We start from the raw sequence: 17,711 nt of genomic DNA, 5'->3' as shown, positions 1-17,711 counted from the left end.
ACCATGGCAGAGAACACTATTCAGTGGGACAAGGATGCCGACGGCATCGTCACCCTGACGCTGGACGACCCGACCGGGTCGGCCAACGTGATGAACGAGCACTACAAGGAGTCCATGCACAATGCCGTGGAGCGGCTTGTGCAGGAGAAGGATTCGATCACCGGTGTGGTGATCGCCAGCGCGAAGAAGACGTTCTTCGCCGGTGGCGATCTCAAGGGCATGATGAAGGTGGGCCCGGAGAACGCCGCGGAGTCGTTCGCCGAGGTGGAGTTCATCAAGGCCGACCTGCGCAAGCTGGAGACCCTCGGCGTGCCCGTGGTCGCCGCCATCAACGGTGCCGCTCTCGGCGGTGGTTTGGAGATCGCTCTCGCGTGCCACCACCGCATCGCCGCCGACACCAAGGGTGTGGTCATCGGCCTGCCCGAGGTCACCCTGGGTCTGCTGCCCGGCGGCGGCGGCGTGGCGCGCACCGTGCGGATGTTCGGTATCCAGAAGGCGTTCATGGAGATCCTCTCGCAGGGAACGCGTTTCAAGCCGGGTAAGGCCAAGGACATCGGTCTGGTCGACGAATTGGTCGGCAGCGTCGAGGAATTGGTGCCGGCCGCCAAGGCCTGGATCAAAGCCAATCCGGAAGCCCACACCCAGCCCTGGGATCAGAAGGGCTACAAGATGCCCGGCGGCACGCCGTCGCATCCCGCGCTCGCCGCGATCCTGCCGTCGTTCCCGGCGCTGCTGCGCAAGCAGCTCAAGGGTGCTCCGATGCCTGCGCCACGCGCGATTCTCGACGCGGCCGTCGAAGGTGCCCAGGTCGACTTCGACACCGCCACCCGCATCGAGAGCCGCTACTTCACCTCGCTGGTGACCGGCCAGACCGCCAAGAACATGATCCAGGCGTTCTTCTTGGATCTGCAGGCGATCAACGGCGGCGCATCTCGTCCTGACGGCATCGCCAAGCAGGAGATCCGCAAGATCGGTGTGCTGGGCGCGGGCATGATGGGCGCCGGCATCGCCTACGTCTCGGCCAAGGCCGGTTACGACGTGGTGCTGAAGGATGTTTCGCAGGAAGCCGCCGACAAGGGCAAGGGTTACTCCGAGAAGCTGGAGGCCAAGGCTCTCGAGCGCGGACGCACCACTCAGGAGCGCTCCGACGCTCTGCTGGGCCGCATCCATCCCACGGCCGACCCGCAGGATTTGAAGGGCGTCGACTTCGTCATCGAAGCGGTGTTCGAGAACCAGGACCTCAAGCACAAGGTGTTCCAGGAGATCGAGGACATCGTCGAACCCAACGCACTGCTGGGGTCGAACACCTCGACGCTGCCGATCACCGGTCTTGCGACCGGTGTGAAGCGCCAAGAGGACTTCATCGGTATCCACTTCTTCTCTCCGGTGGACAAGATGCCTCTGGTGGAGATCATCAAGGGCGAGAAGACCTCTGACGAAGCGTTGGCCCGGGTGTTCGACTACACGCTGGCCATCGGCAAGACGCCGATCGTGGTCAACGACAGCCGCGGCTTCTTCACCTCCCGCGTCATCGGCACGTTCGTCAACGAGGCACTGGCGATGCTGGGCGAGGGTGTGCCCGCGGCCAGCATCGAGCAGGCAGGTTCGCAGGCCGGTTACCCGGCGGCCCCGCTGCAGCTCTCCGATGAGCTGAACCTCGAGCTGATGCAGAAGATCGCCGGCGAGACCCGCAAAGCGACCGAGGCGGCGGGCGGCACCTACGAGCCGCACCCGGCCGAGGCGGTCGTCAACAAGATGATCGAAATCGGTCGTCCGTCGCGGCTCAAGGGCGCGGGCTTCTATGAGTACGTCGACGGCAAGCGCGTCGGTTTGTGGGAGGGCCTGGCCGACACGTTCGGTGGTACGAACACCGAGATGCCGCTGCAGGACATGATCGATCGGATGCTGTTCGCCGAGGCGCTCGAGACGCAGAAGTGTCTCGACGAGGGCGTGCTGACCTCGACCGCCGATGCGAACATCGGCTCGATCATGGGCATCGGCTACCCGCCCTACACGGGTGGGTCGGCGCAGTTCATCGTCGGCTACCAGGGCGCCGGCGGCGTCGGCAAGGACGCCTTTGTCGCCCGCGCGAAGGAACTGGCGGCCAAGTACGGCGAGCGGTTCACCCCGCCGTCGTCGCTGACGAGCTAGTAGTCATCAGTCGAATCCCCCGGAGCTGCAACGGCTCCGGGGGATTCTTCATGTGTCAGCAGGTAGCGGCATCGTCTCGTAGAGGCGCAGCCCTTTGTCGTTGCGCCGCGTGGCCGCGCTCGGCTTGGAGGGCTCAGCGGGGTGACGGCTCCTCGGACCCGCGGGCGGCCGACGTGGACGCCGGCGCCACTCCGTGGGCGATGCCGTTGGCGGCGTGAATGCCGGCGACGGCCTCGCGAAGGAGGCGGAAGAACCGATGGTCGAGCGTGCGTGGCGGTCGCTTGTAGAACATGACTCGATCATGCGGGGGCCGCTCCGGCGCGACCAGTGGCCCTGACGCCACTACTCGTTAAGATAGTGACATGCACACTGTCGCCATTCTCGCCTACGACGGGATGACGGGATTCGAGTCGGGCCTTGCAGCGGAGATCTTCGGCATCACCGAACTCAACGAGAGATTCTCCGCGGGCATCAGCGAACCGTGGTACTCGGTCCAGCTGTGTGCCGAGTCGCCCGAGGTGCGTCTCCTGGGCGGCGCGACGGTGCGCACGTCGTACGGGCTCGCAGAACTCGCGGGCGCCGACACCGTCGTCATCCCCAGCGTCGGCAACATCGATGCGCCCGCATCTGCGGCGCTGATCGAGGCCGTTCGTGCCGCAGACCAGCGGGGGGCGCGCCTGGTCTCGATCTGTTCCGGCGCGTTCGCGCTCGCCGAGGCCGGCGTACTCGACGGAAGATCGGCGACCACCCACTGGCTCTACGCCGACGTCCTGCAGCGCCGTTATCCGAACATCGAGATCGACCGCACGCCTCTCTACGTCGACAACGGGCGCGTGCTCACCAGCGCGGGCTGCGCAGCAGGTCTGGACCTGTGCTTGCACATCGTGCGGTCCGACCATGGTGCGGCCGTGGCCAATGACGTCGCGCGACGGCTGGTCATCGCGCCGCACCGGGCGGGCGGTCAGGCGCAGTACATCGAGACACCGGTCCCTGCACCATCTGCAGACGGCCGTGTCGCCGCTGCGATGGCCTGGGCGCTGGAGCACCTCGATACGGCGATCACGTTGGACGACATGGCGGCTCAGAGTGCGATGTCGCGGCGCAGCTTCCTCCGGCAGTTCGCCAAGGCGACGGGCAGCACGCCGATCAAATGGCTGACCGAGCAACGGATTCAGGCCAGCCTGCCGCTATTGGAAAGTTCTGTCCTGTCGGTGGAGCAGATCGCCGCACGTGTCGGATTCGAGTCACCGGTGACCTACCGCTACCACTTCGTCCGGCAGATGCACACCACACCGAGCGAATACCGCGGCTGCTTCGCTGGTTCGGTGGCGCCGTAGCGGGATGCGCTTAGAGTCGGGGGATGCGCTTCGGACTCTTCATCCCGCAAGGCTGGCGTCTCGATCTGGTCGGCATCGATCCCGGTGATCAGTGGGGGGTGATGCGCGATCTGGCCGCCTACGTCGACGGTGGTGAGAGTTGGGACTCGCTCTGGGTCTACGACCACTTCCACACTGTCCCCGTGCCGACGTCCGAGGCGACCCACGAGGCGTGGTCGCTGATGGCCGCGTACGCGGCCAGTACCTCACGGATCAAGCTGGGCCAGATGTGCACGGCGATGAGCTATCGCAACCCGGTTTATCTGGCCAAGGTCGCGGCCACCTGTGACGTCATTTCCGGCGGCCGGATCCAGATGGGCATCGGCGGCGGTTGGTACGAACACGAATGGCGTGCCTACGGTTACGGATTTCCCTCCGCAGGTGTGCGCCTTGCTCGCCTCGACGAGGGAGTGCAGATCATGGCCGATGCATGGCGTGAGGGAGTGGTCGACTTCTCGGGTACGCACTACCAGGTTGAGGGCGCGATCGTGGCGCCGAAACCGTTGCAGCGCTCCGGAATTCCGCTGTGGATCGCCGGTGGCGGGGAGAAGGTCACGTTGCGCATCGCGGCGAAGTATGCCCAGTACACGAACTTCACCTCGGAGCCGGAGGGCTTCGCGCACAAGTCGAATGTGCTTGCCGCACACTGCCGCGACGTCGGCACCGACTTCGACACGATCGTTCGGTCGGCCAACCTGAACATGATCGTCGGGGCGACCGAGGGTGAGGTCAACGACCGTCGCACCAGGGTTCGGGAACGGATCGCCGCTCTGGCGGGCGACCCCGCTGCCGACGCGATGGTGGACTCGATGCGCACCCCGCAGTCGGGCTGCGGCACGCCCGAGCAGATCGTCGACGCGCTGCAGGAACTCCGCGATCTCGGCTGCGAGTATGTGATCTGCTACTTCCCCGAGGCGGCCTACGACCGCTCCGGAATCGAACTCTTCGAGCGCGAAGTGATCCCCGCGCTGGCCTGAGCGCAACCCCGTCGGCAAACGCGAGATCCGGTGACCGTTCCTGCCCAGTGAGCGGGACCCGCTGTTGGTTCATGCAGTGCGATCGCGCTCTTGCGCCCTGTCCCCGTGGCTCGCGGCCATGCATGCCGCACGTCTCTCGCCTCGGGCTGGTCGCTCATCGAGCAATGATGTCTCGGCCCGGGGCACTGCGAATCGGCGCGCCGCGCCGTGACAGGCGATCGCCTCTGCTGATGCCGGCGGTGGCGCCGGCGGGGTGCCGCGGTCGTCGATCCTTGGATAACGTCGCGAAGGGCGGTGGCCAGCGACGAAGCCCAGACAGTACGCCATCGGTGTTTGATGGCGGTGCATCGTAGCTATTTCAACTGCCGGGCTCTGCCAAAATTTGCGGCGACAACAATTTTCTTGAAATCGTCACAAACATCCCCCTCGGTTGTCCTAATCTTCTCCCTAGCGGAGCGTTCATTGCCGGGTTCGAGCGAGCGCTCAGCTAATCAGTTGGCTCAGTTGATTGCCGGGGGCGGCATTGAGTTCGCGCAGCATCGTATGCGCTCGAGACGGGTCGAACCACACGAGTTGGTCGTCCGTGATTGCGTGGGCAGCGCGACGGCTTCTGAGTCCATCGTCAGGGGGGAACCGCACGCAGCAAACGGAGGACACCTATGTGTGCAGCTCCCCGCCATCGCGCAGCCCGCACCGAGAACGCACGACCTGAACAGGAGTTCTGGTCGGCCCGGCTGCTCTTGGGCGACGCGCGTGATCCGGCTTCGACCCGGCACGCCCGCCGCGTCGTCCCGAAGTACACCCTGCCCGTCGGCAGGATCGGGGCACTCGCTGTTTCGCTGGGGGTCGGCTTCGCCATTGCGAACTCGGTCGGCCTCGCCCACGCAGACACCGAAACGGCCACCACTTCGCCGGGCCCAAAGGCGCAGAAGGCCGATTCGCGTCCGCACAAGCTGTTCTCTCGCACTGCTGCCTCCGAGAAGAAGGCGCGCGGCACAGCCTCTCCCACTGCAACATCCGACGCCGCAGACGACGCAGCCGGAGGCACGGTCGACCAGGACGCCGCCACAGAGCCTCCTGACGACACTGAAGCTGCAGACCCCGGGTCACAGGACGACTCCGACGCCGAAGAACTCCAGGTCACCGAAGAAGAACCAGCCCCCGCGGTCAGCGACTCCAACCCAGAGGACGACTCCGATCAAGCGGTGATACCGGTGATGGAGTCCGCGACATCCACGGAGTCCGGAGGTCGTCGGGAGACGTCAGAACAGACGCAGAACCCGCCGGTGGCCCCTGCCTCGGGGGTGGGCGAACCGGACGTAATCGACGCGGATGCCGCTCCGATCGAGGCCGGGGACGAGCCTGACGGGGTCAGCGAAGAGTCGAACGCCCGACCGGTGCGGGTGCGTTCCACTCTGCGCGAGGAGCGGGTCGCCCCGGCCACGATATCTGCCCCACCGGTCGAGCAGAGGGTCGAAGCGGTGCAGGTGATGACCGCTCTGGTGTCGGGCACGATATCGCCGTTTCTCGACCCACGTGCGCCCGCGACCGCCCCGTGGTTCGACGGCCTGCTGGCCTGGGTGCGCAGGCAGATTCAGCACACGTTCTTCAACGAGTCGCCCGTCTACGGGCCCATCGAGAGCCGCCAGACGATCACCGGGCAGGTGCTCGTCGATCTGAATGCCCACGATCCCAACGGCGACCCGCTGAAGTACGTCATCGTGCAGCCGGCTCATGGCCTCGTCACGCGTGATCCGATCACCGGTCAATTCATCTACACGCCGACCACTGTCGTGACGGGAAACCCTCTGCAGGACAGCTTCAAAGTCATCATCAGTGACGGCAGCGAGGATCTGCGGGGGCCGTTCAAGTTGGCCCGGGCGATCTTCCACACCCTCGCCAGGGCGATCGGTATCGCCGAGCGTGACGAGGTGACGGTCACCGTTCCCGTGACGGTCAACCCGATCGTCAAAGTACCCCCGGTTGTGGTGACCACGGGCGCGGGGACCTATGTCGTTGGATCGAGTCCGGTCGCACTGTTGTCGAGTGCGATCATCACGGACGTCGACTCGACCATGTTGCAGTCTGCGACGGTGTCGCTGACCAACGGCCGAAGCGGTGACCTACTGACTTACACAGCGCCGCCCGGCAATCCGGTGACTGCACAATGGAATTCCACCACGAAGATTCTCACCCTGTCGGGCTCGGCAACGCTCGCTCAGTACGAGGCTGCGCTGAAGGCGATTTCCTTCTCGACGACACAGGGCGGCGCTCCGCGCATCGCCTCGATCACCGTGAAAGACGACGTCGGGCTCCAGAGTCTGGTTGCGGGGGTGGCCACTGTCATCGTGGTGGCGGTCCCACCCGTCCTCGTCGTCACGCCTCTGGCGCTCGGGACTGCCGGAACCGCGGTACGGGTGTCGCCGGTGGTCGTGGTCACCGACCTCGACTCGCAAAAATTGTCCTCAGCCAAAGTCACCGTTGGCGACGCCGAAGCAGGTGACGTACTGGGCTACGGGCCGCTGCCAACGGGTGTGACAGCGACGGTCGGCGAAGGATCGGTGACATTCGTCGGCGCCGCCACAGTGGAGGCGTATCAGCAACTGCTGCAGTCAATCACGCTGACGTCGGCCAACGTCGGTGTCAAGACGGTGACCTTCACACTGACTGACGACCAAGCCGAAACCAGCATCCCCGTCAGCACGGTCGTCACCTTTGTCGGTCTACCCGTGGCAACGCCTCCGTTGATTGTCACTGCGCCCCTCGCAGCCGGCACGACTGGCGCAGCGGTGACGGTGTCGCCGGTGGTGGTGATCACCGATATCGATTCGACGGAGTTGGCGTCTGCGACGGTGACCGCCACGGGGGGGACGCTGGGTTACGGCAGTCTGCCGGATGGGGTGGTTGCCACACCGGTTGGGAACTCGGTGACGTTCACGGGTGCGGCGTCGGTGGCGGCGTATCAGCAACTGTTGCAATCGATCACGCTGACTTCAGGTGCTGCGGGCATCGTCACGGTGAGTTTCACGGTGGTTGATGATCAGGGCAAGACGAGCGTGCCGGCGACGTCGGTGGTCACGGTGGTGGGGCTTCCGGTGGCGGCCGCGCCGCTGGTGGTGGTGTCGCCGGTGGCGGCTGGCACAACCGGTCGTCCGGTGACGGTGTCGCCGGTGGTGGTGATCACCGACATCGATTCGACGGAGTTGGCGTCGGCGACGGTGACCGCCACGGGCGGAACGCTCACTTACGGGACGTTGCCTGATGGGGTCACCGCAACGCCGGGTGCGGGTAGCTCGGTGACGTTCACGGGTGCGGCGAGTGTGGCGGCGTATCAGCAACTGTTGCAGTCGGTCACGTTGACCTCGGGCAGCACCGGGATTGTCACGGTCACGTTCACGGTGACTGATGATCAGGGCAAGACGAGCGTGCCGGCGACGTCGATCGTGACCGTGTTGGGCCTTCCGGTGGCGGCGGCGCCGCTGGTGGTGGTGTCGCCGGTGACGGCGGGCACAACCGGTAGTCCGGTGACGGTGTCGCCGGTAGTTGTGATCACCGACATCGACTCACCCCAATTGGCGTCAGCAACAGTCAAAGTGGGCGGGGCAGCGGGAGCCGCGCTCGGATATGGCACGCTGCCGAACGGAGTCACCGCAACAACGGGAGCAAACTCGATTACGTTCACAGGTGCCGCGTCGGTCGCGTCTTATCAGCAACTACTGCAGTCAATTACAGTGCAATCATCATCCGCTGGCATCGATGCAGTGTCGTTCAGCGTAACCGACGATCAAGGGAACACCAGCGCGCTCGCGACCACTATCGTGACCCTGCTTGGCCTCGCTCTAGCCTCCGCTCCACTGGTCGTGACCGCACCGACCGCGACGGGTGTGAAGGGGACTGCAATCGCGGTGAGCCCGGTAGTTGTCATCTCCGATGTGGACTCAGCGAGTATGACGGCTGCGACCGTGTCGGCGTCTTCGGGCTCTTTGGCGTACGGAGATTTGCCCACCGGTGTGACGGCAACGCGAGATGCGGGCTCCGTGACGTTCACTGGCATTGCATCCGTGGCGGCCTATCAAGAGATACTGCAGTCGGTCACGTTGACATCGAGCAGCGCTGGACTCGTGACCGTGAGCGTCACCGTTACGGACGACCAGGGCAAGGCCAGTGTGCCGTCCACAACGGTGGTCGCCGTCCTGAGTGCTCCGGTGGAGATTCCGCCGCTCCTGATTACTGCACCAGCAGCGGCCGGCACGACCGGCAGTGCCGTGACGGTATCGCCGATTGTGGTGATCACCGATATCGATTCGATGCAGCTGGCTTCGGCGACAGTGACGGCGTCGGGCGGAACTCTGGGCTACGGCACCCTGCCCACGGGTGTGGTCGCCATCCCAGGCGCGGGCACTTCGGTTACGTTCACGGGCCTCGCGTCGCTTGATGATTATGAGCAATTGCTGCAGTCGGTCACGCTCACCTCGGGTAGCACGGGGATTGCCACGGTCACGTTCACCGTGACCGATGATCAAGGCAAGACGAGTGTGCCCGCGACGTCGGTGGTGACTGTGTTGGGTCTTCCGGCGGCCGCGGCTCCGCTGGTGGTCGTCGCGCCAGTGGCGGGAGGCACAACGGGTAGCGCAGTTACCGTCAGTCCGGCCGTCGTTATTACCGACATCGATTCGACGCAGTTGGGTTCAGCCACCGTTTCCGCGTCGGGCGGCACGTTGAATTACGGCGCTCTGCCCTCGGGTGTGGTCGCGACGCCGGGTGCGGGTTCGGTGACGTTCACGGGTGCGGCGAGTGTGGCGGCGTATCAGCAGCTCTTGCAGTCGATCACGCTTACCTCGGGCAGCACCGGGATTGTCACGGTCACCTTCACCGTGACCGATGATCAGGGCAAGACGAGCGTGCCCGCCACGTCGATCGTGACCGTGCTGGGTCTTCCGGCGGCGACGGCGCCGCTGGTGGTGGTGGCGCCGGTAGCGGCGGGTACCACCGGTCAGCCGGTCAGGGTGTCTCCGGTGGTGGTGCTGTCCGATCCGGACTCCGACATCGAGTCGGTGGTGGTGACCGTGACCGGGGGCGGAACGCTGGGCTGGGCGGGGCTGCCGGCCGGTATCACCGCCGATGATTCGGTAAGCGGTCAGGTCACGTTCGCCGGGGCGGCGAGCGCTGCGGTGTATCAGCAAGTGCTGCAGTCGATCACACTGACCTCCGCCTCGGCCGGGATCTCCACGGTCGAGTTCGCGGTGACGGATGTCGATGGTAATTCCAGTCTGCCGGTCGTCACGGCGGTGACGGTGGTCGGTTTGGGTCCGGTGGAGGTGTCCCCGGTCCTGATCGTGGCGCCGGTAGCGGCGGGCACGACCGGTCAGCCGGTCACGGTGTCTCCGGTGGTGGTGCTGTCCGATCCGGACTCCAACATCGAGTCGGTGGTGGTGACCGTCACCGGTGGCGGGACGCTGGGCTGGGGAACTCTGCCCGTCGGGATCGGGGTTGATGATGAGACTCCCGGTCAGGTGACGTTCACCGGGGTGGCGAGCGCTGCGGTGTATCAGCAAGTGCTGCAATCAATCACACTCACCTCCGCCGCGGCGGGGATCTCCATGGTCGAGTTCGTGGTCACTGATGCCGACGGCAATTCCGGTCTGCCGGTGGCGACCGCGGTGACGGTGGTTGGTTTGGGTCCGGTGGAGGTGTCCCCGGTCCTGATCGTGGCGCCGGCGGCGGCGGGCACGACCGGTCAGCCGGTCAGGGTGTCTCCGGTGGTGGTGCTGTCCGATCCGGACTCCAACATCGAGTCGGTGGTGGTGACCGTCACCGGTGGCGGAACGCTGGGCTGGGGAGCCCTGCCTATCGGCATCACCGCCGATGATTCGGTGAGCGGTCAGGTGACGTTCACCGGGGCGGCGAGCGCTGCGGTGTATCAGCAAGTGCTGCAGTCGATCACACTGACCTCTGCCTCGGCGGGGATCTCCACGGTGTCGTTCACCGTGACTGATGTTGATGGCAACCCCAACGCGCTGCCCGCGGTGACGGCGGTGACGGTGGTTGGTTTGGGTCCAGTGGAGGTGTCGCCGGTCCTGATCGTGGCGCCGGTAGCGGCGGGCACGACCGGTCAGCCGGTCACGGTGTCTCCGGTGGTGGTGCTCTCCGATCCGGACTCCGATATCGAGTCGGTGGTGTTGACCGTGACCGGTGGCGGGATGCTGGGCTGGGGAACTCTGCCCGGCGGCATCACCGCAGATGATTCGGTGACCGGGCAGATCACCTTCGCTGGGGCGGCCAGTGCGGCCACCTACCAAACCCTGCTGCAGTCGATCACACTGACCTCCTCCTCGGCCGGAATCTCCACGGTCGAGTTCGCGGTGACGGATGTCGATGGTAATTCCGGTCTACCGGTCGTCACGGCGGTGACGGTGGTCGGTTTGGGTCCGGTGGAGGTGTCGCCGATCCTGATCGTGGCCCCGGTGGCGGCGGGCACGATCGGTCAGCCGGTCACGGTGTCTCCGGTGGTGGTGCTCTCCGATCCGGACTCCGATATCGAGTCGGTGGTGGTCACCGTGACCGGTGGCGGAACGCTGGGCTGGGCAACCCTGCCCGGCGGCATCACCGCCGATGATTCGGTGAGCGGTCAGGTGACGTTCTCGGGAGCGGCGAGCGCTGCGGTGTATCAGCAAGTGCTGCAGTCGATCACACTGACCTCCGCCTCGGCCGGGATCTCCACGGTCGAGTTCGCGGTGACGGATGTCGATGGTAATTCCAGTCTGCCGGTCGTCACGGCGGTGACGGTGGTCGGTTTGGGTCCGGTGGAGGTGTCCCCGGTCCTGATCGTGGCGCCGGTAGCGGCGGGCACGACCGGTCAGCCGGTCACGGTGTCTCCGGTGGTGGTGCTGTCCGATCCGGACTCCAACATCGAGTCGGTGGTGGTGACCGTCACCGGTGGCGGGACGCTGGGCTGGGGAACTCTGCCCGTCGGGATCGGGGTTGATGATGAGACTCCCGGTCAGGTGACGTTCACCGGGGTGGCGAGCGCTGCGGTGTATCAGCAAGTGCTGCAATCAATCACACTCACCTCCGCCGCGGCGGGGATCTCCATGGTCGAGTTCGTGGTCACTGATGCCGACGGCAATTCCGGTCTGCCGGTGGCGACCGCGGTGACGGTGGTTGGTTTGGGTCCGGTGGAGGTGTCCCCGGTCCTGATCGTGGCGCCGGCGGCGGCGGGCACGACCGGTCAGCCGGTCAGGGTGTCTCCGGTGGTGGTGCTGTCCGATCCGGACTCCAACATCGAGTCGGTGGTGGTGACCGTCACCGGTGGCGGAACGCTGGGCTGGGGAGCCCTGCCTATCGGCATCACCGCCGATGATTCGGTGAGCGGTCAGGTGACGTTCACCGGGGCGGCGAGCGCTGCGGTGTATCAGCAAGTGCTGCAGTCGATCACACTGACCTCTGCCTCGGCGGGGATCTCCACGGTGTCGTTCACCGTGACTGATGTTGATGGCAACCCCAACGCGCTGTCCGCGGTGACGGCGGTGACGGTGGTTGGTTTGGGTCCGGTGGAGGTGTCGCCGGTCCTGATCGTGGCGCCGGTAGCGGCGGGCACGACCGGTCAGCCGATCACCGTCAGCCCGATCGTGGTGCTGTCCGATCCCGATTCCAACATCGAGTCTGTGGTCGTCACGGTCAACGGCGACGGTGTCCTGGGATGGACTCTCTCGGGTGGTATCAGCGCTGACGACTCGATCGGCGGACAGGTCACGTTCACCGGCGCGGCGAGCGCTGCGGTGTATCAGCAAGTGCTGCAGTCGATCACACTGACCTCCGCCTCGGCCGGGTTCTCCACGGTCGAGTTCGCGGTGACGGATGTCGATGGTAATTCCAGTCTGCCGGTCGTCACGGCGGTGACGGTGGTCGGTTTGGGTCCGGTGGAGGTGTCCCCGGTCCTGGTCGTGGCCCCGGTAGCGGCGGGCACGACCGGTCAGCCGATCACCGTCAGCCCGATCGCAGTGCTGTCCGATCCGGACTCCAACATTGAGTCCGTGGTCGTCACGGTCGACGGCGACGGTGTCCTGGGATGGACGCTTTCGGGTGGTATCAGCGCTGACGACTCGATCGGTGGGCGGGTGACGTTCTCGGGGGCGGCGAGCGCTGCGGTGTATCAGCAAGTGCTGCAGTCGATCACACTGACCTCCGCCTCGGCGGGGATCTCCACAGTGTCGTTTGTGGTCACTGATGTCGATGGTAATTCCAGTCTGCCGGTCGTCACGGCGGTGACGGTGGTCGGTTTGGGTCCGGTGGAGGTGTCTCCGATCCTGGTCGTGGCGCCGGCGGCCGCGGGCGCGACCGGTCAGCCGATCACCGTCAGCCCGATCGCAGTGCTGACCGATCCGGACTCAGATATCGAGTCGGTGGTGGTGACCGTGACCGGTGGCGGGACGCTGGGCTGGGGAACGCTGCCTGGCGGCATCGCCGCAGATGATTCGGTGATCGGTCAGGTCACCTTCACTGGGGCGGCCAGTGCGGCGACCTACCAAACCCTGCTGCAGTCGATCACGCTGACCTCGGCTACGCCGGGACTGTCGACGGTGTCCTATGAGGTCACTGATGCCGACGGTAATTCAAGTCTGCCGGTGGCGACCGCGGTGACCGTGGTCGGTTTGGGTCCGGTGGAGGTGTCGCCGGTCCTGGTCGTGGCGCCGGCGGCGGCGGGCACGACCGGTCAACCGATCACGGTGTCTCCGGTGGTGGTGCTGACCGATCCGGACTCTGACATCGAGTCGGTCGTCGTCACGGTCGACGGCGACGGTGTCCTGGGATGGACGCTTTCGGGTGGTATCAGCGCTGACGACTCGATCGGTGGGCAGGTGACGTTCTCGGGGGCGGCGAGCGCTGCGGTGTATCAGCAAGTGCTGCAGTCGATCACACTGACCTCCGCCTCGGCCGGAGTCAGCACGGTGTCGTTCACGGTGACTGATGCCGATGGTAATTCCGGTCTGCCGGTGGCGACCGCGGTGACGGTGGTCGGGTTGGGTCCGGTGGAGGTGTCCCCGGTCCTGGTCGTGGCGCCGGTAGCGGCGGGCACGACCGGTCAGCCGGTCACGGTGTCTCCGGTGGTGGTGCTGACCGATCCGGACTCCGACATTGAGTCGGTGGTGGTGACCGTCACCGGTGGCGGAACGCTGGGCTGGGGAACGCTGCCCGGCGGCATCGCCGCGGACGATTCGGTGACCGGTCAGGTGACGTTCACCGGGGCGGCGTCGGCGGCCACCTACCAAACCCTGCTGCAGTCAATCACTCTGACCTCTGCCTCGGCGGGGATCTCCACGGTGTCGTTCGAGGTCACTGATGCCGACGGTAATTCCGGTCTGCCGGTGGTCACGGCGGTGACGGTGGTTGGTTTGGGTCCGGTGGAGGTGTCTCCGGTCCTGGTCGTGGCGCCGGCGGCGGCGGGCACGACCGGTCAGCCGATCATGGTGTCTCCGGTGGTGGTGCTGACCGATCCGGACTCCGATATCGAGTCGGTGGTGGTGACCGTGACCGGGGGCGGAACGCTGGGGTGGGCGGGGCTGCCGGCCGGGATCACCGCAGATGATTCGGTAAGCGGTCAGGTGACGTTCGCCGGCGCGGCCAGTGCGGCGACCTACCAAACCCTGCTGCAGTCGATCACCCTCACTTCGGCGACTCCTGGCCTGCAGTCGGTGTCGTTCACCGTGACTGATGTTGACGGCAACCCCAACGCGCTGCCCGCGGTCACGGCGGTGACGGTCGTCGGGTTGGGTCCGGTGGAGGTGTCGCCGGTCCTCGTCGTGGCGCCGGTGGCGGCGGGCACGACCGGTCAGCCGGTCACGGTGTCTCCGGTGGTGGTGCTCTCCGATCCGGACTCCGACATCGAGTCTGTGGTGGTGACCGTGACCGGTGGGGGAACGCTGGGCTGGGGAACTCTGCCCGGCGGCATCACCGCCGATGATTCGGTGACCGGGCAGGTGACGTTCACCGGGGCGGCGAGCGCTGCGGTGTATCAGCAAGTACTGCAATCGATCACACTGACCTCCGCCTCGGCCGGAGTCAGCACGGTGTCGTTCACCGTGACTGATGCCGATGGTAATTCCAGTCTGCCGGTCGTCACGGCGGTGACGGTGGTCGGTTTGGGCCCGGTCGAGGTGTCCCCGATCCTGATCGTGGCGCCGGTAGCGGCGGGCACGACCGGTCAGCCGATCACCGTCAGCCCGATCGCAGTGCTCTCCGATCCGGACTCCGACATCGAGTCTGTGGTCGTCACGGTCGACGGCGACGGTGTCTTGGGATGGACGCTCTCGGGTGGTATCAGCGCTGACGACTCGATCGGCGGACAGGTCACGCTCACCGGCGCGGCGAGCGCTGCGGTGTATCAGCAAGTGCTGCAATCACTTACACTCACCTCTGCCTCGGCGGGGATCTCCACGGTGTCGTTTGTGGTCACTGATGTCGATGGTAATTCCGGTCTGCCGGTGGTCACGGCGGTGACGGTGGTTGGTTTGGGTCCGGTGGAGGTGTCTCCGGTCCTGATCGTGGTCCCGGCGGCCGCGGGCACGACGGGTCAGCCGATCACCGTCAGCCCGTCCGCAGTGTTGACCGATCCGGACTCCAATATCGAGTCCGTGGTGGTGACCGTCACCGGTGGGGGAACGCTGGGCTGGGGAACTCTGCCCGACGGGATCGGGGTCGATGATTCGGTGACCGGTCAGGTGACGTTCACCGGGGCGGCGAGTGCAGCGGTGTATCAGCCGCTGCTGCAGTCGATCACACTGACCTCCGCCTCGGCGGGGATCTCCACCGTGTCGTTTGTGGTCACTGATGTCGATGGTAATTCCAGTCTGCCGGTCGTCACGGCGGTGACGGTGGTCGGTTTGGGTCCGGTGGAAGTGTCGCCGGTCCTGATCGTCGCGCCGGCCGCGGCGGGCGCGACCGGTCAGCCGATCACCGTCAGCCCGATCGCAGTGCTGACCGATCCGGACTCGGACATTCAGTCCGTGGTTGTCACGGTCGACGGCGACGGTGTCCTGGGATGGACGCTCTCGGGTGGTATCAGCGCTGACGACTCGATCGGCGGACAGGTCACGTTCACCGGGGCGGCGAGTGCAGCGGTGTATCAGCAGCTGCTGCAATCGATCACGCTGACCTCCGCCTCGGCGGGGGTGTCCACGGTGTCGTTCACCGTGACTGATGCCGATGGTAATTCCAATATGCCGGTGGCGACCGCGGTGACCGTGGTCGGGCTCCCCGCTGCGGCGCCGATCGTCCTCACCTCGATCGTCAGTGTCCCCTACACGGCTGGTTCGACCGCGGTCACCGTCGACCCGGCGCTCATCCTCCTCGATGGTGACTCGGACACCATCTCGGGTGCCACAGTGACGATTGTTGGTCCCGAAGCCGGCGACACATTGTCGTGGGGCACACTGCCGCCCGACGTGGAAGCGAACTTCGTTGGTGGCGTTCTCACCTTCGAGGGGAATGCAAGTGTCGGTGAGTATCAGAACCTGTTGCGATCGGTGAAATTCGCCACCAGCTCGACGGCGTCGACGTCAGTCCGCACCATCGAGTTCACGGTCACCGATGACACTCTGGCGACCAGCGTTGCGGGTTCGGTTGCAGTAACAGTGTTGTCTCTCCCGATCCTGGCCACCCCCGTCGTCGTCACGTCTGTGGCCAACGTGAACTACACGGCCGGCAGCACGGCTACCGCCGTCGATCCGAATCTGGTTCTGCTCGATGCCGATTCGTCGATGCTGTCCGGAGCGGTGGTGTCGATCGTCGGCGGAGCTGGAGCAGGGGAGACGCTGTCGTTCCAGACGCTGGGTGACATCCACGGGAGCTATAGCAACGGCGTTCTGACCTTCGAGGGTGCCGGCACGCTCGCGGAGTATCAGCAGGTACTCAGGTCGGTGACCTACTCGACCTCCAGCGGCGCACTGGCCACCATCAAGAGCCTGTCCTTCCGGGTAACCGATGCTGACGGCAGGGTCAGCAGTCCGAGTCTTGTTGCAATGACGATCGTTTCGGCACCGCTGAACGTTGCCCCGCTTGTCGTCACGTCTAGCGTCAACGTTTCCTACACAGCGGGTGGTACACCGCTCATCATCGACGGCAACCTGTCGCTGCTCGACCTCGACTCCGCCACGCTCAAAGGCGCAACAGTGAAGATCGTCGGGAATTTCGCGGCGGGCGACGTCCTCGGTTGGGGTGCACAGCCGGGGATCTCCGGCTCCTACGACGGTGCGACGGGCACGTTGACCTTCACCGGTAACGCCGATGTGAATGTGTACCAGCAGCTGCTTCGCTCGGTGACGATATCCACCGGTACCTCCGCTCTGGCAACGATCAAGACTGTGTCGTTCACGGTGACCGATCTTCAGAACGCGACGAGCCTCCCGGGTTCTGTGGCGGTGACCGTGGTGGCGGCGCCGGTGAACCTGTCACCACTGGTGACCACGCTGCTGGGGCCGATCTACACCGCCGGTAACACCGCCGTGGCGGTCAATCCGCTTCTCACCGTGCTGGATCTGGATTCTCCGACAATGCAGGGAGCATCGGTGGCGATCACCGGCAACTTCGCCCCCGGAGACGTCCTCTCCTTCACACCGACGTCGGGAATCGTGGGCAACTTCAATACCGCCACCGGGGTTCTGACTTTCGTCGGCAATGCCAGTACAGCGACCTACCAACAACTCCTGCGGTCGGTGACCTTCGCGTCGGGCGTATCCGGGACGACCGCATTGAAGACCATCACCTTCACAGTCACCGACTCGCTCGGCGCCGTCAGTCCGAACGCCACCGCGCTCATCACGCAGACGGCCAACTCGGCCCCCGTTCTCACGGCTCCATTGGGCGGAGGCGTCCTGCTCCTCGGTGCACAAGTCGTCAGTCCGACGGCGGTGATCCTCGATGACTCGTCGTTCCTGGATCAGGCGATCGTCACGATCACCAACGTGCAGAGCGTCGATGTCCTGTCGTTCACTGCGACGGGCAACATCACCGGCAACTACTCCGGAGGAGTGCTCACCCTGAGTGGACTCGGAACGGTTGCCGAGTACCAGTCCGTGCTCCAGTCCGTTCGTTTCTCGAAAACCGGGTTGAATCTTCTCGGATTCCGCAATATCGCGATGGTCGTCCGCGACGCACAAGGGTTGAGCAGCAACACGGCATCTGGAACGCTGACGTTGATCCTGTGATCGAG

The 17,711-nt window shown here is 65.5% G+C and carries 5 protein-coding genes; 4 read left to right on the top strand and 1 reads right to left on the bottom strand.

Annotation, left to right across the window (positions count from 1 at the left end):
• Nucleotides 1-3 precede the first annotated feature (3 nt).
• On the top strand, nucleotides 4-2,151 hold the full coding sequence (locus tag MHN84_RS04300; protein ID WP_241203386.1) for a 3-hydroxyacyl-CoA dehydrogenase NAD-binding domain-containing protein: 2,148 nt from the start codon (nucleotides 4-6) through the stop codon (nucleotides 2,149-2,151).
• Between the two features lie 133 nt (nucleotides 2,152-2,284).
• Here the strand turns inward: MHN84_RS04300 and MHN84_RS04295 are convergent, their stop codons facing one another.
• Nucleotides 2,285-2,443, bottom strand: coding sequence for a hypothetical protein (locus MHN84_RS04295; RefSeq protein ID WP_241203385.1), 159 nt, complete (start codon nucleotides 2,441-2,443; stop codon nucleotides 2,285-2,287).
• Between the two features lie 70 nt (nucleotides 2,444-2,513).
• Between MHN84_RS04295 and MHN84_RS04290 the strand changes: the two genes are divergently transcribed.
• The 3 genes from MHN84_RS04290 (at nucleotide 2,514) to MHN84_RS04280 (ending at nucleotide 17,706) form a co-directional block, all read left to right on the top strand.
• Nucleotides 2,514-3,488 (top strand): helix-turn-helix domain-containing protein, encoded by a 975-nt coding sequence (locus MHN84_RS04290; RefSeq protein WP_241203384.1) that lies wholly within the window; start codon nucleotides 2,514-2,516, stop codon nucleotides 3,486-3,488.
• A gap of 23 nt (nucleotides 3,489-3,511) precedes the next feature.
• A complete protein-coding gene (locus MHN84_RS04285) occupies nucleotides 3,512-4,504 on the top strand; it encodes an LLM class F420-dependent oxidoreductase (RefSeq protein WP_241203383.1) in 993 nt (330 codons plus the stop codon).
• Between the two features lie 659 nt (nucleotides 4,505-5,163).
• Entirely contained in the window at nucleotides 5,164-17,706 is a 12,543-nt protein-coding gene (locus tag MHN84_RS04280) for an Ig-like domain-containing protein (RefSeq protein WP_241203382.1), read from the top strand.
• Nucleotides 17,707-17,711: the final 5 nt, after the last annotated feature.

Origin of the sequence: Mycobacterium sp. PSTR-4-N (assembly GCF_022348085.1) — a bacterium.
GTDB lineage: Bacteria > Actinomycetota > Actinomycetes > Mycobacteriales > Mycobacteriaceae > Mycobacterium.
The sequence above is the reverse complement of the archived record's forward strand: the minus strand, read 5'-3'. Positions and strand labels throughout refer to the sequence as shown.